This window comes from Paeniglutamicibacter sp., from assembly GCF_046714615.1.
In the GTDB taxonomy this organism is placed as follows: Bacteria; Actinomycetota; Actinomycetes; order Actinomycetales; family Micrococcaceae; genus Paeniglutamicibacter.
This window is the reverse complement of the sequence record NZ_JBKKAP010000123.1, coordinates 1-15,767: the sequence shown is the minus strand read 5'-3', so window position 1 is coordinate 15,767 and position 15,767 is coordinate 1. Positions and strand designations below refer to the sequence as shown.

The window sequence follows — 15,767 nt, the reverse complement described above, 5'->3', positions numbered from 1 at the left end:
AGGGATGCCGGGGCTAGCGTGGATACATGGACGGAGCATTGGACGGAGCACTGACGGGGAAGATTGCACTGGTTGCCGGGGCCACGCGAGGTGCTGGGCGCGGCATCGCCACCGCACTGGGAGAGGCCGGGGCCACGGTGTATTGCACGGGCCGCAGCACCCGTGCGGCGCGCAGCGAATACGACCGCCCCGAAACGATCGAGGAGACCGCGGAACTGGTCACCGCGGCCGGAGGCGTTGGCATCGCGGTGGCGGTGGATCACCTGGACTCCGGTGCGGTGGCGGCGCTGGTGGCACGCATTGGTGCCGAGCAGGGCCGGCTGGACGTGCTGGTCAACGACGTCTGGGGCGGTGAGAAACTCATCGGCTGGAACCAGCCCGTCTGGGAGCACGACCTTGGCGCGGGGCTGCGGATGCTGGAACTCGGCGTGAAGACCCACCTCATCACCGCCCACCATGCGCTGGGGCTTTTGGCCAGGAACCCCGGCGGGTTGGTCATCGAGGTGACCGATGGGACCGCCGCCTATAACCGGGACAACTACCGGCTCTCCACCTTCTACGACCTGGCCAAGAATGCCGCGCTGCGCATGGCATTCACGCTGGCGCACGAGCTACAGCCCCGCAAGTGCACCGCGGTGGCCCTGAGCCCGGGCTGGCTGCGCTCGGAGATGATGCTCGAGGCCTTCGGCGTCACCGAATCGAACTGGCGAACGGCGACCGCCGAGCACGGCCATTTTGCCGCGATCAGCGAATCCCCGCGCTTTGTGGGCCGTGCCGTCGCCGCGCTGGCGTCGGATCCCGACGTTTTTGCGCGCAGCGGAGGCTCGTTCTCTTCCGGTTCACTGGCCCGCGAGTACGGTTTCACCGACGTGGACGGCTCGGCCCCGGATTGCTGGCGGTACATGGTCGAGGTGCAGGATCCGGGGTTGCCTGCCGATGCCACGGGCTATCGGTAGATGGGGAGCGCCTCGGGGAAGTCGCACGGCAACAAGTGCAACGAAGGCCGCGGCGGCGCTCAGCGGTGCGCAACGATGATGAGTTCACCGGCGCCCTGGCCGACTGGCTCGCCGCTCCAGCCGCCGAACACCGCATCGACATGCAACCCGGCTTCGCCCAGGTCCTTGCGCAGCTGTTGCTCGCTGCGGAACGCCAGCACCGCGTCCTCCATCTCCCGGGAACCGTCGGCAAAGAGCCGGTGCTCGGTGATCTTCACCAGTCCCGCCTCGTGCGGCGCCGAATCGATCCACAGGTGCAATTTGGTGCCGTCGGGCAGCGTGAACTCGTTCCGCGTGGTGGCGGGGGTCCAGCGTTCCCACACCCGCGCCAGCGGATCCCGGGAGTCGAAGACCAGCCTGCCGCCGGGAACCAGGACGCGCCGGACGTCGGCCAGCGTCCGGCTCCACCTGTGGTCATCGATGATGGCCTGGGCGACGTGCGAGGTCATCAGGACCGCATCGAACGAATCATCGCACCCGAGGTCCGTGGAGGTGCCCTCGATCCAGGTCGCCAAGTCGGCGCCGGGCTTGGCCCGTGCCGCGGCCAGCGAGCCGGGGTGCGGATCGATGCCCGTCATCACGTGCCCGGCCCGGGCAAGGGCGAGCGTCAACCGACCGGTGCCGCAGCCCAGGTCCAGCACGCGGCTTGCGGGTCGTTCGTTGATGAAGGTGAGGAAGAAGTCGTCGTCGGCAGCCCAGCGGTTTTCCGCATCATAGAGGTCGGCCCGCTGTGCTGCGCTCAGCAATGAACCCATGGGTATGAGCCTAAGCCCGCCATCGCGGTTGTGCGGGGCCGAACACGCCGCGTCCGGCACGCGGGACGAGGCGGCGCGGGAACGGCAACGGACATCGGGAGCGCCGTGGAAGGATGGCAGTCATGGAGATTGCCACAAAGCGACTGGTCCTGCGGGAATTCACCGCCGAGGACTTGGACGCGGTCCATGCCTACGCCGCGGATCCGACGGTGTGCGCCTTTGTCGAATGGGGCCCGAACACCATCGAAGAGACGGCCGCGTTCCTGCGCCAGTGCAGGGACGAGAGATGGGCGCAGCCGCGGGTGACCGTGACCCTGGCGGTGATGCGCCATTCGATCGTGATCGGCTCGATAGCCCTGATGCTCGCCGACTCCGACCTGGTCCGGGGAACGGGCGAGGCCGAGATCGGCTACGTCTTGCGTGCGGATGCCTGGGGATACGGCTATGCGGCGGAAACCGCGGCCGCCATGCTGGAGCTGGCCCGGAATGGGTTGGGGATCACTCGGGTGGTGGCCAGCTGCAGGCCGGAGAACCTCGCCTCGGTGCGGGTGCTGGAAAAGATCGGCATGCAGCAGATCGATTACCTGCGGGGGCACAAGCGCATTGATGGGGAGGCCCGGGATTCGGTGGTGTTCGCGAGCTGCCTTCCGGACGGGGACGCGGCCTCGACGTCGGCCCGCGAGGCCTGACCGCCGATAGCGACGACAGGCCGGCCCGGCGGACTGCGTGAGCCTTGAAATCGAGGTCGACGGCCAGGACTCAACGACGCCAGTCGTGGTGCCGGTGTCCCGCGTCAGGTGCCGGGTTCCCTCGGGTACCGGGGCGGCGCCAACTCACGCTCTCCCTGGCTCCGGGATCTCCACGCACCGGCCATCGACGTCGACTACGGCCCGAGCCGGGTATCAACCGAACGTCAATACCCGTCGGCGCCATGGTGCCGATCGTGCGCTCGATCTCCGTACGGGCAGCAGGCAAGCCCCGCGAAGTCGTGTTCCGCGGCGGCGCGTACCGCGCGGGATTGAACTCGTGATCGCCACGAACGCCGTGAAAGCGAGTGTTGCCCGGCTTTTCTGTGGTGTGCCGGTGCTTTGGGCCAGCCCTCGACGACCCACTCGGTGGGCCGCCAACTGACCGACCCGCTTGTTTCGTCGCCGACCTCGCGTTTTTACGACCAACCGATAGACTTTATGTCAGGTGAGGCAATTGGGAGAGTCCGAGCGGGTATCAAAACCTGTGCATCGTCAGGCACCCGCAACGTGGGAAGCTCCCGATGAAACGGGCCCAGCCAGCGCCGAATACTTGAATCATGCTGCGTCATTCGGCCCGGCAATCAACCCACGAAAGAATCTACATGCTCGCATTCGCAGTGATCGGAGGCATTGGCCTCCTGCTTCTCATCGTGTCCATGACCCTGGGAGAGCTTGTCGATTTCTTCGACGGAATCATCTCCGCCACAGCCGTCGGTGCGGCAGCCACGCTTTTCGGCGCCGCGGGTGCGATTGTGTTGCTCAACGACGGTCCACTCTTTCTGGCCTACCTCGCGGGAGCCCTTCTGGGAGTGATCGGCATCGTCGGCGTAGCGCTTCTTGCCCGAAAGATGGCACGTATCTCTGACGCACAGCCGCACGAGATCATCGGACTGCTTGGCGTCGCCACCACAGACATCAACGACATCGTCGGGAAAGTCCAGCTGAACCACCCCGATGAAATCAATCAGCGCCTCGTATTTTCAAGCAGCCCTATCGAGAAGGGCACTCCAATTGCCGTCGTGGCTATTGTTGGAGACCGCATCAGGGTCGCATCCACCTCTGAACTGAACGGAGCTTAACCATGGATTTTGCCGTAAATGGAACCGTCGTTGCCGTAGTCGCAATCCTCGCCGTACTCGTGGCCCTCGTCTGGTATGCCACCACGCGCCTGGTCACTGTCGCCCCCAACCAGGCCGTCATCCGCGCCGGCAAGGGTGCCAAGGGGCAGGTCCAGATCTTCACGAAAGGCATTGTGCTCTTCCTGCCGATCATCCACCAGAAATACGTCATGTCCCTCGAACAGCGCCAGGTGGAGCTTGCCGTGGAAGGCGTCGACAAGAACTTCATCACCACCTCGGTGACCGCCAGCCTGAACTTCAAGTTCGACGACTCGGTGGAGGGAATGAGCAAGGCCGTCCAGCGCTTCCTCACGCACTCCAAGGAAGACCTGAACGCCTCGGTGACCAAGTCGGCCGAGGGCGTGCTGCGTGGCATCGTTTCGGCCATGTCGGTGGAGGACGCCAACAACAACCGCAAGGAATTCCAGGACCAGTCCCTGGAATCGGCTGTCACCCAGTTCGCCGAACAGGGAATCCAGATCGACGCCTTCAACATCTCCTCGGTCAGCACCCCCTCGCGCACGGTGATCGGCCCGGACAACATGCCAACCACCATCGATTACCTCGAAGAGGTTGGCAAGCCGGGCCTGGAACGGGCCAAGCGTGAAGCCCGTGTGGCCACCTCCAAGGCCTTCCAGGAGTCGGAAGCCGCTCGCATTGAACAGGAGGGTGCCACCGCAGCCCTGATGCGCGACCTGGCGATCAAGAAGTCCGAGTTCAAGGCCGAGCAGGACCGCGCCGAAGCCATCGCTGACGCCGCGAAGGGGATCGCCAAGGCGGAGCAGGACGTGACCGTCGCCGAGCTGGAGCGCAAGGCCCTGACGGAGCAGGCCCTGGTGGAGCAGGAACGACTGGATATCGAGGTGCACAAGCCAGCCGATGCCCAGGCCTACAAGATGCGCACCGACGCGGAAGCCAAGCGCGATGCCGACGTGTTCAGCGCTACCGCGCGCGCCAACTCCAAGGCCATTGAGGCCGAAGGCTCAAAGAAGGCGTCCATCGCCGACGCGGAAGCACGTGCCGCGGCCAAGACAGTTGAGGCCGAAGCCTCCAAGAACGCCGAGGTGTTCCAGGCCCAGGGCGCGGCCTTGGCCATCGAGCTGAAGGCCAAGGCTGAAGCCGACTCCGTGCGCGTGCGTGGCGAGGCGGAGGGCGCCTCGATCGCTGCCATTGGCGAGGCAACCGCCAGGGCTGAGGATGCGAAGGCAGTGGCCCTGACCGGGCATACCCAGGCTTCACTGGCGTTCCTGGCGATCAGCGCCCTGCCGGATATCGTCAAGGCCAGCTCGGATGCCGTGGCCGGCATCGACAACTACACGGTGATCAGTTCGGACGGCGCGTCGGATGCCGTCAAGCAGGCCAACCGCATCGTCACCGAGGGACTTGCCATGATCAAGGGCAGCACCGAGATCGACGTCGCAGGAATGCTCTCCGGCCTCCTCGGAATCACTGAGGCAACTCGGGCTCCCGCAACGGCCGTGGCATCGGATGATTCCGTAGCCGAGCGGAACTAACCCCCCCCTCAAGGTGAAGCGCCCTGCCGGCGGGGTGCTTCGCTTTGGGCCGGGCAGCCGCGGGGACGGCCGCGGTGGATGTCCGGTGCCGAAACCAAATCACCCGTGCATCCAGGGTCGCTGTACACACCGGCAATCGGAGCGCGGCGTGAACATTCAGACACGGGAAAGACCGACGTCCCGGTCCTGGGCCCCGGACCCGCCGCTGAGCCCGATCGCACCCTGGGCCGCGCCGTCGCGGCGGACAAGGCCATGGCGGCCGCCCGCGGAACCGGCACCGATGTGAACCTGTCGGTGGGGCCGTGGCAGGATTGAAATATGACGATCACCGCAGCCGCAGACGGATCAGCACTCGGAAACCCAGGACCCGCAGGATGGGCCTGGTACATCGACGATGAGCACTGGCGCGCAGGCGGCTGGGCCCACGGCACCAACAACATGGGCGAGCTTATGGCGGTGCTGGACCTTTTCCGCTCCACGGCGCACCTGCCAGACGAGGACCTGCACATCCTGTGCGACTCGCAATACGTGATCAACTCCGTGACCAAGTGGATGCCGGGGTGGAAGAAGAAGGGCTGGAAGAAGTCCGACGGCAAGCCGGTGCTGAACCTGGATCTGCTCAAGGACATCGACGCCGCCATCAAGGGGCGCAAGTACACGTTCGAGTGGGTCAAGGGACATGCCGGCCACGAACTCAACGAGGCCGCCGACGTGCGGGCGCGCGACGCGGCGACCGCCTACCAGGCAGGCAAGGAACCCGATGCGGGCCCCGGGCTTGAGGGTGCGCCGAGCGCCGGGGAACGTGCCGCCAACCACGAGGTCCCGGAACCCGACGGCTTCGATTCGCTGGTCTTCGAGGACCTGGACGCCGCCGCGTCGCCCGAGATGATCCCGGCACCGGCCGCAATCCCGGCACCGGCCGCAATCCCGGCACCGGACGCAATCCCGGCACCGGCAACGACGCCGGAACCCGGGGAATCCGCGCCCGCGGCCCCTGCCCCGGAACCCTCCGCCCCGCGCGCCACCGATCCCTCGGAGAGCAGCGCCGCCGCCGTGCAAATGGTCTTCGAGCTGGAAAGCGAGCTGCTCTCGCCCGCGGTGCGCGGGGACCTGGACGAGGTCATGGCGTTCCTGCACCCGGAGTTCCAGGAAATCAGCCGGGACGGTTCGCTCACCGACCGCTCCACCATCATCGCCGCGCTCACCGGCGGCCATGCGTTGCCGGCCGGGGGCGCGCTGCAGGTGCTCGCCGCCACGCCGTGGGGCCAGAACAAGGTGCAACTGGCGTACCGGCTGCTGGCCGGGGACCAGGTGATCCTCTGCTCGTCCTTCTGGCAGCAGGTCGATGACCGCTGGTTGCTGCGCTACCGGCAGGAAACACCGGCCAGCTGAGAGCACCTCCCGCGCGCGTCGGCCTCCGGATGGGTAATGTGGTGCGGGTGACTACGCAGACGAACACGATCAACGTCATAGACCAGCGCTTCGCCCCGGTGGCGGACCTGCTGGGCTCCTTCGCCACCGCTGACCCGGACTATTCGGCGCAGCTGGCCATCTACCAGGGAGGCAACCTGGTCCTGGATGCCAGCGTGGGGGAGAATTGCACGCCCGAGTCGATGACCGGGGTGTTCTCCTGCTCCAAGGGCGCCGGCGCCCTGGTCATGGCGTTGCTGGTGCAGCAGGGCCTGCTGGACCTTGACGCGCCCGTCGCGGTGTACTGGCCCGAGTTCGCCGCGGCGGGCAAGTCGGGCATCACCGTGGCCCAGCTGCTCAGCCACCAGGCCGGACTGCCGGGCGTCGAGGGCGGGTTCACCCAAGAGGAACTGATTGACTCCCGGCTGGCGGCAAGCATCGTGGCGGCGGCGGCACCGCTGTGGAAATCGACCGGAATCCACGCGTACCACGCGCTGACCATGGGCGTGTTCATGGAGGAACTCGCCCGCCGCTGTGCGCAGGAGCCCCTGCAGGAAATCTTCGAGCGCCGGATCCGCGCCCCGCACGACATCGACTTCTATCTGGGTCTGCCCGAGGCCCTGGAGCCGCGTTTCCGCCCGGTGCTCAAGGGCAGCACCTTCGAGCCGGCGCCGTTCATCGACCCGTTCTCCACCTATGGGCTGGCACTGAACTCCACCGGAGGCTTTGACGGACCCAAGGGACAGAGCTTCGACATCATCGATGTGCCGAACGAGCGCTCCATCCGCGAGGCAGGCCTGGCCGCCCTGGGCGGGGTGGCCAATGCCCGCGGCCTGGCCAAGCTGTACGCGGCCGCCGTCACCGGATTCGTGGACGATGCCGGCGACGAGCACGCCCCGTTCCTCACCGCCGATACCATTGCCGCGGTGAGCCAGGACCAGGTGTACGGGCTGTCCCGGGCCAACGGGAATCCCGGCGCCTTCGCCATCGGCTTCATGAAGGCGCATCCGGACAACGACTTCGGCTCCGCCCGGGCCTTTGGCCACGACGGTGCCAACGCCTCGCTGGGTTATGCCGATCCGGCCTACGGGCTGTCGCTGGGCTATGTCCCGGCGCGCGCCGAGGCCAACGGCACCGGTTCGCGCGGCGGGCAACTCAGCGTGCTGGCGCGCCAGGTGCTGCTCGCCGGGTCGTGAGGGCCGGCCGGTTGGGTTTTGTGGCCTGGATGATCCCGGAAAACGTCCCGTTGACGTGTTGGCTGTCGCTCATCTCTTCGAGCCACGGGAGCTGAGCCGGATCGGCCGACTGGCGGGTGGCCACGAAGCGAAACCGCACCTTGACGTCGTATGATTCCGTTGCCGGATGGCAGTTTTCCGTCAGCCCGGCAGCGCGCGCGGGCTCGGCGAAGCGGGGCGGTTCGGCGCCCCGGCGAACTGCCCGCCGCCCGTCGGGGCAGTGGTGTGCGGTGCGGGGCTGTTTGGTCTTCATGTCTTCCAGCCTGCCCGCCACGGCTGGGGTTCCGCTGTGTCCGGGCCCAGCGGAACCCATGAAGCGCGCGGAGGCATGCCGCAAATCAAACCTGGTCCGTGGCGGCCGCTAGGCTGGAGCCGTGGAATTTTCGAAACGATTTGTGGCACTGGGCGACTCCTTCACCGAGGGCATGGGGGATGTGGATCCGCGCCGGCCCCACCAGGTGCGAGGTTGGGCCGACCGCGTGGCGGAACAGCTCTGCGCAGACCCGGAGTGGGGATACGCGAACCTGGCCATCCGCGGCAAGAAGGTCGGTCAGGTCGTCGCCGAGCAGCTGCCTGCCGCCCTGGCGCTGAAGCCCACGCTTGTCACCTTGTACATGGGTGGTAACGACATCCTGCGCCCGGCCGTGGACATCGACTCCCTGATGCTCAGGTATCGGGATGCCGTGGCGCAGTTGTCGGCCACCGGCGCGGCCGTGGTGCTCTTCACCGGCTTTGACTCAAACGGCTCGGCCATCTTCGGGAAGACCCGCGGCCGCACCGCGATCTACAACGAAACGGTGCGCGAGATCGCGGACGACCGCGGCGCCGTGATTGCCGACTATTGGCGCTGGCGCGAATTCCGCGACGGGCGCTATTGGGCCACCGACCGCTTGCACATGAACACCGCCGGGCACACCCTGATGGCCCGGAAGGTGCTCGGCGTCCTGGAACACGAGGCACACATCGAGGTTCCCGGGCTGCCGGCACTGCACCCCAAGTCGCGCGCTGAAAGGCTGCGCGAGGATGCCGCCTGGGCTAGGGAACACCTGGTCCCGTGGGTCAAGCGCCGGCTCGCCGGGACCTCTTCGGGCGACGCGCTCAGCCCCCGCTACCCCGGCTACGTGTCGCTGGCGGCGGCTGCCGCGTCGTAGGACCAAGGCGTTGCCCGGACGCGGAAACCCGCGGGCCGCTAGCCAATGGGTGGGGCCGGGTGCTTTGCTGGTGTCCATGGACCATCAGGAGACACAGCACGAGGGCGAACCGCACGACCAGGGCCTGGCCGAAAGGTTGAATTGGCTGCGGGCAGGGGTGCTCGGCGCCAACGACGGGATCGTCTCGGTGGCGGCCGTGGTGGTCGGTGTTGCCGGTGCCACGACCGCCACGGGGCCGGTGGTGGTGGCCGGTGCCGCAGCGGCGATCGGCGGCGCCATTTCCATGGCGCTGGGGGAGTATGTCTCGGTGTCCAGCTCGGCGGACTCGCAAAAGGCGCTCATTGAAAAGGAGCGCCGGGAACTGGTTGAGATGCCCGAGGAGGAACTGGCGGAACTGGCCGGGCTCTACGAGGCCAAGGGATTGAGTCCCGCAACGGCGCAGCAGGTTGCCCTGGAGCTGACCGAACATGATGTGCTCAAGGCGCACCTCGATGCCGAGCTGCAACTCGACGAGGATGAGGTGCTCAATCCGTGGAATGCCGCCATTGCCTCGGCCATCTCCTTCACGGTGGGTGCCGCGTTGCCCTTTGCCACTGCCGTGTTCCTGCCCGTGGGGCTGCGGATCCCGGTGACTTTTGCGGCGGTGTTGTTGGCCCTGGCGGTGACCGGGGCGATGGGCGCGCGGCTGGGCGGTGCCCCGGTGCTGCGCCCGACGCTGCGGGTGCTGATCGGCGGAGCGGCGGCGCTCGCCGTCACCTTCGCCATTGGTTCGTGGCTGGGGGTTTCGGGAATCATCTAGCCAGGTGCAACGGAGCCTGCTGCAAGACGCGAAAGGCGGAACTGCCGGTGGCAGTTCCGCCTTTCAACTATCGGGAGTTATTCAGTGCGGGGCTGTTCAGCCCACGACCTTCAGCGCGGTGCCCCAGTTGAAGTCGGGCAGTGCGGGGTTGACCTGCATGGCCATGACCAGCAGCTGGAAGCCCTCGAGCTCGCGGGCGTGGTGCAGTCCGCCGACTTCCAACGGGCGCATGCCGGCGGCGGTGACGAACGCAGCGACCTCGCCGCGGGCGGAATCATCGCCGGCGACGAAGACATCCAGCGGGGCGCTGTCGGCGGTGCCGGAGGTGAGCGGTCCGGCGAAGGTGGTGTTGAAGGCCTTCACGACGGTGGCGGAGGTCAGTGAGGAGATTTCCTCGGCGGCCGAGCTGCCTGCAGCGGTGGTCAGCGAGTCAAAGGTTGCGAAGTCCACCGGGTTGGTGATGTCGATCAGGATCTTCGAGTCCAGGGCCTGACCCTGGGCGGCGACGTATTCCTTGGCGGCGTCGAAAGGCAGGGCCAACACGACGATGCGTCCGGAAGGGGCCTCGGCGGTGTTGCCGCTGGCGACTCCCGCACCGAATTCGGCAGCGAACGTGGCTGCGGTCTCGGTCGTGCGGGCCAGGACCTGCAGGCTCTTGCCGGCGGCGATCGTGCGGGTGGCCAGTGCACGGCCCATGTTGCCGGTGCCGATGATGGTGATGTCGATGTGCATGGTGTTCTTCTTTCCGAAGAGTCGAGCGAGGAAGTTCTTCATCTGATCCTCAAATCCTGTTGGTTGAAGCTTCAAGTAATACGTTAGCCCCTGTTTGGTTGAAGTGTCAAGTGTTTCTTGGGGATGGGTTGAAATTCTTTCCGAATGCGGCCGTCTGCGAGGGGATCGCGGGTCGAATATGCGGTTCCCGGCCCGGCGAGAAGAACTGAATGGATGGGCTCGGGGTGCAAGTCCAGCCCTCCGGCATGGCACATGACGCGAAAAAGACGGCTTCGTCTGTCCCGGGCGGGGCCGTGTTGTCTGCCTCACGCATCGCCGGTAGGATGGGGGGCGTGCCTCGTAGGGGGCATAGCCACTGACATGCGGCGGGAGAGTCCCGTTCAACGTAAGTTGGTCGGGCGCCGTAGGAGCAATTCCTCCCCGGGAAACTCTCAGGCCCCCGTACCGCCGCGAAGAGGCAACTCTGGAAAGTAGCAACATCACCGTTCGGTGGTGCTGCTCACCGAAGGTGCAAGCATGCCCCGTCCCTCCAAAGGGTTGGTGCGTCGCGGAAACTCTCAGGTCAAAGCAACAGGGTCGGGGAGGAACTTGCAGCTCGTTCGGTGTGCCCGCACGCCGATGACCCAATGGAGTTCCCCATGACCGTGACCCCGTCCGCTGAGTTCGTCGCCCGCCACATTGGCCCCCAGGGCAGCGACATTGACACCATGCTTGCCCAGCTTGGTTATTCCTCCATCGACGAACTCGTCGACACGGCCGTTCCGGCCGACATCCGCCAGTCCGAACCGCTTGACCTTCCCGCTGCGCGCACCGAGGCCGAGGTTCTGGCCGACCTGCGCGTGCTGGCGAACAAGAACGTGATGAAGACCCAGATGATCGGTCAGGGTTTCTCCGACACCTACACCCCGCCGGTGATCCTGCGCAACGTGCTCGAGGATCCGGCCTGGTACACCGCGTACACGCCGTACCAGCCCGAGATCTCCCAGGGCCGCCTCGAGGCGCTGCTGAACTTCCAGACCATGGTCATGGACCTGACCGCCCTGCCGATCGCCAACGCCTCGATGCTCGACGAGGCCTCCGCCGTCGCCGAGTCCGTGCTGCTGATGCGCCGTGCCAACAAGGCCAAGGCCACCGCCAAGACCGTGCTTGACTCCAACCTCTTCCCGCAGACCATTGCCGTGGTGCAGGGTCGCGCCGAGGCACTGGGCTTCGAGGTCGAAATCGCCGACCTGTCCGCTGGCCTGCCTGAGGGTGATATCTCCGGCATCGTGCTGCAGCAGCCGGGCAACAACGGCGCCGTGGTTGACCACGCCGCCATCATTGCCGCCGCCAAGGAACGCGGCGCAATGATCACCATCGCCGCCGACATCCTGGCCCTGACCATGATCGTGGCCCCGGGTGACCAGGGCGCGGACATCGCAGTTGGCAACACCCAGCGCTTCGGCGTGCCGCTGTTCTTCGGCGGCCCGCACGCAGCCTACCTGGCCGTGCGCAGCGGCCTGGAGCGTTCGCTGCCCGGCCGCCTGGTCGGCGTGTCCAAGGACGACGCCGGAACCCCTGCCTACCGCCTGGCACTGCAGACCCGCGAGCAGCACATCCGCCGCGAGAAGGCCACCTCGAACATCTGCACCGCCCAGGCGCTGCTGGCCATCACCGCCTCGATGTACGCCGTCTACCACGGCCCGGCCGGACTGAAGCGCATCGCCCAGCGTGCCCACAACCACGCCCGCACCCTGGCCACCGCGCTTTCCGGCGCCGGCCTGGCACTGGCCGCCGACTCGTTCTTCGACACCGTCCAGGTGACCGTCGAGAATGCCGCTGCCATCGTCGCCAAGGCCGAGGAAGCCGGCATCAACCTGCGCCTGGTCAACTCGACCACCGTGGGCATCTCCACCGACGAGGCCACGACCTCGGCCCACGTGGCTGCGATCGCCGGCGTCTTCGGCATCGCCGGCGAGTCCTTCACGGCCGAGGGCTTCGAACTGCCCGCCGCCGTGCAGCGCACCAGCGACTACCTGACCCACCCGATCTTCAACACCATCAAGTCCGAGACCCAGATGCTGCGCTACCTGCGCCGCCTCTCGGACCGCGACCTGTCGCTGGACCGCACCATGATCCCGCTGGGCTCATGCACCATGAAGCTGAACTCCACCGCCGAAATGGAATCCATTTCCTGGCCTGAATTCGCCTCCATCCACCCGTACGCCCCGGCCCACCAGACCGAGGGCTGGCGCGAACTGATCACCGACCTCGAAGGCCGCCTGACCACCATCACCGGCTACGCGGGCGTCTCCATCCAGCCCAATGCAGGTTCGCAGGGCGAGTACGCGGGCCTGCTGGCCATCCGCGGATTCCACCTCTCCAACGGCGATGACGCGCGCACCGTCTGCCTGATCCCGGCCTCCGCACACGGCACCAACGCCGCGTCCGCAGTGCTTGCAGGCATGAAGGTCGTCGTGGTCAAGACGGCTGCCGACGGTTCCATCGACGCGGCCGACCTGGACGCGAAGATCGAGGCCAACAAGGACACCCTTGCAGCCATCATGATCACCTACCCCTCCACGCACGGTGTCTACGACGCCGACGTGCGCGAGGTCTGCGAAAAGATCCACGCAGCCGGCGGCCAGGTCTACATCGACGGCGCCAACATGAACGCCCTGGTCGGCCTCGCCCAGCCGGGCAAGTTCGGCGGCGACGTCTCGCACCTGAACCTGCACAAGACCTTCTGCATCCCGCACGGCGGCGGCGGACCGGGCGTGGGCCCGATCGGCGTTGCCGAGCACCTGATCCCGTTCCTGCCGGGCGACGCCTCGGGCAGCTACTCGATGCGCGACGGCATCCCGGTGGTCGCCACCATGTTCGGCTCCGCCGGCGTGCTGCCGATCTCCTGGGCCTACATCGCAATGATGGGCGGCGACGGCCTGACCGACGCCACCAAGACCGCGATCCTTTCGGCGAACTACATCGCTTCGCGCCTCAACGAGTACTTCCCGATCCTGTTCACCGGCAACAAGGGCCTGGTTGCGCACGAGTGCATCCTGGACCTGCGCGAGCTGACCAACAAGACCGGCGTCACCGCCGAGGACGTTGCCAAGCGCCTGATCGACTACGGTTTCCACGCTCCGACCCTGTCCTTCCCGGTCGCCGGCACCCTGATGGTGGAGCCGACCGAGTCCGAGGACCTGGGCGAGATCGTGCGCTTCATCGAAGCCATGATCGCGATCCACGCCGAGATGCAGCAGGTGCTGGCCGGTGACTTCTCCATCGAGGAATCCCCGCTGCGCAACGCCCCGCACACCGTGGCAGCAGTGGTCAACAGCGCCTGGGACCGCAAGTACACCGTCGAGCAGGCAGCCTTCCCGGTACGCGCCCTGCGCATGGACAAGTACTTCCCGGCCGTGGGACGCATCGACGGCGCAGGTGGAGACCGCAACCTGATCTGCTCCTGCCCGGCACCCGAAGCCTTCGAAAACTAATTCCGCCACTCATTTTTGAGCCCCACGAAAGGTAGCTTGATGAGCGACCCGAAGAAAACCTCCCTGCATGCAAAGCATGCGGAACTTGGCGCATCCTTCACCGACTTCGGCGGCTGGGACATGCCGCTGAAGTACGGTTCGGAATTAGCCGAGCACAAGGCGGTGCGCGCCACCGCCGGCCTGTTCGACCTCTCCCACATGGGCGAGGTCTGGGTCGAGGGACCCGACGCCGCAACCTTCCTGAACACCGCGCTGGCCGGCAACATGGCCGTGATGAAGGTCGGCAAGGCCAAGTACTCGGTGATCTGCAACGAAGCCGGCGGAATCATTGATGACCTGATCACCTACCGCCGCGGCGAGGCAAAGTTCCTCGTCGTGCCCAACGCCGGCAACGCCCCGGTGGTTGCCGCGGCACTGGCCGAACGCGCCGCGGGCTTCGACGTCACCGTCACCGATGCCTCCGCGCAGACCTCGCTGATCGCAGTGCAGGGCCCGAACGCGGTTGCCATCCTGCACGAATTGGTCGAGGAATCCGCCAAGGCACTGGTGTCGGACATGAATTACTACGCCGCCGACGAGACGACTGTCGCGGGCATCGACGTGCTGCTGGCCCGCACCGGCTACACCGGCGAGGACGGCTTCGAGCTGTACGTGCCCAACGAGCTGGCCCCGGAACTCTGGGACGCATTGATGGCCGCTGGCACCAACCACGGGCTGATCCCCGCTGGCCTGGCCTGCCGCGACTCGCTGCGCCTGGAAGCCGGCATGCCGCTGTACGGCAACGAGCTTTCCCTTGAGGGAAACCCGTTCGAGGCCAACCTCGGCCCGATCGTGTCCTTCAAGAAGGAAGAGGACTTCGTGGGACGCAAGGCACTGGAGGCCATCAAGGCCGAAGGCGCCAAGCGGGTCCTGGTGGGCCTGAAGGGCCTGGGACGTCGCGCCGGCCGCGGCGGCTACCCGGTGTCCGTCGACGGCGTGCAGATCGGCGCCGTCACCTCCGGCCAGCCTTCGCCGACCCTGGGCTACCCGGTGGCCATGGCGTACGTGGCACCGGAGTTTGCCGAAGTTGGCACGAAGGTCGATGTTGACCTGCGTGGCAAGCCCGAGGCATTTGAAGTCGTCACACTGCCGTTCTACACCCGAGCCAAGTAACGTTGTCGGTGGCGGGGCGCAAAGCGCCTACGCCACCGACAGCCGGCTTAACTTAATACCCACATTCTTTGAGAGGAAACACCCCCCATGAGCAAGGTTCTTGCCTCCCTTCGTTACTCGGCCGAGCACGAATGGGTCGACGCCTCGACCCCGACCAAGGTCGGAATCTCCCAAGTTGCCGCAGACGCACTGGGCGACGTCGTGTACGTTGACCTGCCCGAGGTTGGCGACAGCGTCACCGCAGGCGAGACCTGTGGCGAAGTCGAGTCGACCAAGTCGGTCTCCGACCTGTACGCCCCGGTCACCGGCACCATCGTCGAGGTCAACCAGGAGGCCATCGACAACCCGGCCATCCTGAACGAAGACCCGTACGGCGCCGGCTGGCTGTTCACCGTCGAGGTCACCGAAGAGGGCCCGCTGCTCTCGGCAGCCGACTACGCCTCCGCAAACGGCGGCGACGTAGCGTGACCGCAGTGTTCGAATCCCTTGCTCCTGCGTCGCTGACGCAGGACATCGGGACGCTGGATCCGGAGATCGCGGAGCGCATCGACGCGGAGCTGGCCCGCCAGCAGCGCGGCCTGGAGATGATCGCCTCGGAGAACCACACGGCCCTCGCGGTGATGCAGGCGCAGGGTTCGGTGCTGACCAACAAGTACGCCGAGGGCTACCCGGGACGCCGCT

At 66.5% G+C, this 15,767-nt stretch carries 15 protein-coding genes, 1 pseudogene and 1 riboswitch; of the genes and pseudogenes, 13 read left to right on the top strand and 3 right to left on the bottom strand.

What is annotated here, in order from left to right; genetic code table 11:
• Window positions 1-26: 26 nt before the first annotated feature.
• Window positions 27-956, top strand: coding sequence for an SDR family oxidoreductase (locus tag ACLQ7E_RS14665; protein ID WP_411733315.1), 930 nt, complete (start codon window positions 27-29; stop codon window positions 954-956).
• 59 nt (window positions 957-1,015) lie between these two features.
• Here the strand turns inward: ACLQ7E_RS14665 and ACLQ7E_RS14660 are convergent, their stop codons facing one another.
• Window positions 1,016-1,750, bottom strand: a complete 735-nt coding sequence (locus tag ACLQ7E_RS14660; RefSeq protein WP_411733314.1) for a class I SAM-dependent methyltransferase — start codon at window positions 1,748-1,750, stop codon at window positions 1,016-1,018.
• Window positions 1,751-1,872: 122 nt separating this feature from the next.
• Between ACLQ7E_RS14660 and ACLQ7E_RS14655 the strand changes: the two genes are divergently transcribed.
• The 6 genes from ACLQ7E_RS14655 to ACLQ7E_RS14630 all read left to right on the top strand — a co-directional run bounded on the left by ACLQ7E_RS14655 (window position 1,873) and on the right by ACLQ7E_RS14630 (window position 7,737).
• Window positions 1,873-2,439, top strand: a complete 567-nt coding sequence (locus tag ACLQ7E_RS14655; RefSeq protein ID WP_411733313.1) for a GNAT family N-acetyltransferase — start codon at window positions 1,873-1,875, stop codon at window positions 2,437-2,439.
• Window positions 2,440-3,101: 662 nt separating this feature from the next.
• A complete protein-coding gene (locus ACLQ7E_RS14650; protein WP_411733312.1) occupies window positions 3,102-3,578 on the top strand; it encodes a hypothetical protein in 477 nt (158 codons plus the stop codon).
• 2 nt (window positions 3,579-3,580) lie between these two features.
• Window positions 3,581-5,131 carry an SPFH domain-containing protein gene (locus tag ACLQ7E_RS14645; RefSeq protein ID WP_411733311.1) on the top strand — a complete coding sequence of 517 codons (1,551 nt, stop codon included), beginning with the start codon at window positions 3,581-3,583 and terminating at the stop codon, window positions 5,129-5,131.
• 78 nt (window positions 5,132-5,209) lie between these two features.
• Window positions 5,210-5,446 carry a hypothetical protein gene (locus ACLQ7E_RS14640; RefSeq protein ID WP_411733310.1) on the top strand — a complete coding sequence of 79 codons (237 nt, stop codon included), beginning with the start codon at window positions 5,210-5,212 and terminating at the stop codon, window positions 5,444-5,446.
• A 3-nt stretch (window positions 5,447-5,449) separates the two neighbouring features.
• Entirely contained in the window at window positions 5,450-6,523 is a 1,074-nt protein-coding gene (locus tag ACLQ7E_RS14635; RefSeq protein ID WP_411733309.1) for an RNase H family protein, read from the top strand.
• Window positions 6,524-6,570: 47 nt separating this feature from the next.
• Complete coding sequence (locus ACLQ7E_RS14630; protein ID WP_411733308.1) at window positions 6,571-7,737, top strand: serine hydrolase domain-containing protein; 1,167 nt, start codon at window positions 6,571-6,573, stop codon at window positions 7,735-7,737.
• Here the strand turns inward: ACLQ7E_RS14630 and ACLQ7E_RS14625 are convergent.
• Complete coding sequence (locus ACLQ7E_RS14625; protein ID WP_411733307.1) at window positions 7,697-8,029, bottom strand: hypothetical protein; 333 nt, start codon at window positions 8,027-8,029, stop codon at window positions 7,697-7,699. The genes ACLQ7E_RS14630 and ACLQ7E_RS14625 overlap by 41 nt on opposite strands.
• Before the next feature lie 121 nt (window positions 8,030-8,150).
• On the opposite strand from ACLQ7E_RS14625, the gene ACLQ7E_RS14620 reads away from it, so the two are divergent.
• Both ACLQ7E_RS14620 and ACLQ7E_RS14615 read left to right on the top strand, forming a co-directional pair.
• A complete protein-coding gene (locus ACLQ7E_RS14620) occupies window positions 8,151-8,927 on the top strand; it encodes an SGNH/GDSL hydrolase family protein (RefSeq protein ID WP_411733306.1) in 777 nt (258 codons plus the stop codon).
• A gap of 76 nt (window positions 8,928-9,003) precedes the next feature.
• Window positions 9,004-9,726 carry a VIT family protein gene (locus tag ACLQ7E_RS14615; RefSeq protein WP_411733305.1) on the top strand — a complete coding sequence of 241 codons (723 nt, stop codon included), beginning with the start codon at window positions 9,004-9,006 and terminating at the stop codon, window positions 9,724-9,726.
• Window positions 9,727-9,822: 96 nt separating this feature from the next.
• Here ACLQ7E_RS14615 and ACLQ7E_RS14610 read toward each other — a convergent pair whose 3' ends face one another.
• The gene (locus ACLQ7E_RS14610) at window positions 9,823-10,500 is read right to left on the bottom strand and encodes an NADPH-dependent F420 reductase (protein WP_411733304.1); all 678 of its coding nucleotides are present in this window, start codon (window positions 10,498-10,500) and stop codon (window positions 9,823-9,825) included.
• A 314-nt stretch (window positions 10,501-10,814) separates the two neighbouring features.
• Window positions 10,815-10,915: riboswitch (glycine riboswitch) on the top strand.
• 181 nt (window positions 10,916-11,096) lie between these two features.
• On the opposite strand from ACLQ7E_RS14610, the gene gcvP reads away from it, so the two are divergent.
• From gcvP to ACLQ7E_RS14590, 4 genes and pseudogenes are all read left to right on the top strand, one after another.
• Entirely contained in the window at window positions 11,097-13,934 is a 2,838-nt protein-coding gene (gcvP, locus tag ACLQ7E_RS14605; RefSeq protein ID WP_411733303.1) for an aminomethyl-transferring glycine dehydrogenase, read from the top strand.
• A 39-nt stretch (window positions 13,935-13,973) separates the two neighbouring features.
• Window positions 13,974-15,086, top strand: coding sequence for a glycine cleavage system aminomethyltransferase GcvT (gcvT, locus tag ACLQ7E_RS14600; protein WP_411733302.1), 1,113 nt, complete (start codon window positions 13,974-13,976; stop codon window positions 15,084-15,086).
• An 87-nt stretch (window positions 15,087-15,173) separates the two neighbouring features.
• The gene (gene gcvH, locus ACLQ7E_RS14595; protein ID WP_411733301.1) at window positions 15,174-15,554 is read left to right on the top strand and encodes a glycine cleavage system protein GcvH; all 381 of its coding nucleotides are present in this window, start codon (window positions 15,174-15,176) and stop codon (window positions 15,552-15,554) included.
• Window positions 15,551-15,767: pseudogene (locus tag ACLQ7E_RS14590) on the top strand (serine hydroxymethyltransferase); the annotation flags it as partial. The gene gcvH and the pseudogene ACLQ7E_RS14590, both read left to right, overlap by 4 nt.

Bases quoted from the DNA above. Each gene is read 5' to 3' on its own strand.
- ACLQ7E_RS14645 (WP_411733311.1), top strand. From the start codon at position 3,581: ATGGATTTTGCCGTAAATGGAACCGTCGTTGCCGTAGTCGCAATCCTC.
- ACLQ7E_RS14615 (WP_411733305.1), top strand. From the start codon at position 9,004: ATGGACCATCAGGAGACACAGCACGAGGGCGAACCGCACGACCAGGGC.
- ACLQ7E_RS14610 (WP_411733304.1), bottom strand. From the start codon at position 10,500: ATGAAGAACTTCCTCGCTCGACTCTTCGGAAAGAAGAACACCATGCAC.
- gcvP (WP_411733303.1), top strand. From the start codon at position 11,097: ATGACCGTGACCCCGTCCGCTGAGTTCGTCGCCCGCCACATTGGCCCC.
- ACLQ7E_RS14640 (WP_411733310.1), top strand. From the start codon at position 5,210: ATGTCCGGTGCCGAAACCAAATCACCCGTGCATCCAGGGTCGCTGTAC.
- ACLQ7E_RS14660 (WP_411733314.1), bottom strand. From the start codon at position 1,750: ATGGGTTCATTGCTGAGCGCAGCACAGCGGGCCGACCTCTATGATGCG.
- ACLQ7E_RS14650 (WP_411733312.1), top strand. From the start codon at position 3,102: ATGCTCGCATTCGCAGTGATCGGAGGCATTGGCCTCCTGCTTCTCATC.
- gcvH (WP_411733301.1), top strand. From the start codon at position 15,174: ATGAGCAAGGTTCTTGCCTCCCTTCGTTACTCGGCCGAGCACGAATGG.
- ACLQ7E_RS14655 (WP_411733313.1), top strand. From the start codon at position 1,873: ATGGAGATTGCCACAAAGCGACTGGTCCTGCGGGAATTCACCGCCGAG.
- ACLQ7E_RS14625 (WP_411733307.1), bottom strand. From the start codon at position 8,029: ATGAAGACCAAACAGCCCCGCACCGCACACCACTGCCCCGACGGGCGG.
- ACLQ7E_RS14635 (WP_411733309.1), top strand. From the start codon at position 5,450: ATGACGATCACCGCAGCCGCAGACGGATCAGCACTCGGAAACCCAGGA.
- ACLQ7E_RS14665 (WP_411733315.1), top strand. From the start codon at position 27: ATGGACGGAGCATTGGACGGAGCACTGACGGGGAAGATTGCACTGGTT.
- gcvT (WP_411733302.1), top strand. From the start codon at position 13,974: ATGAGCGACCCGAAGAAAACCTCCCTGCATGCAAAGCATGCGGAACTT.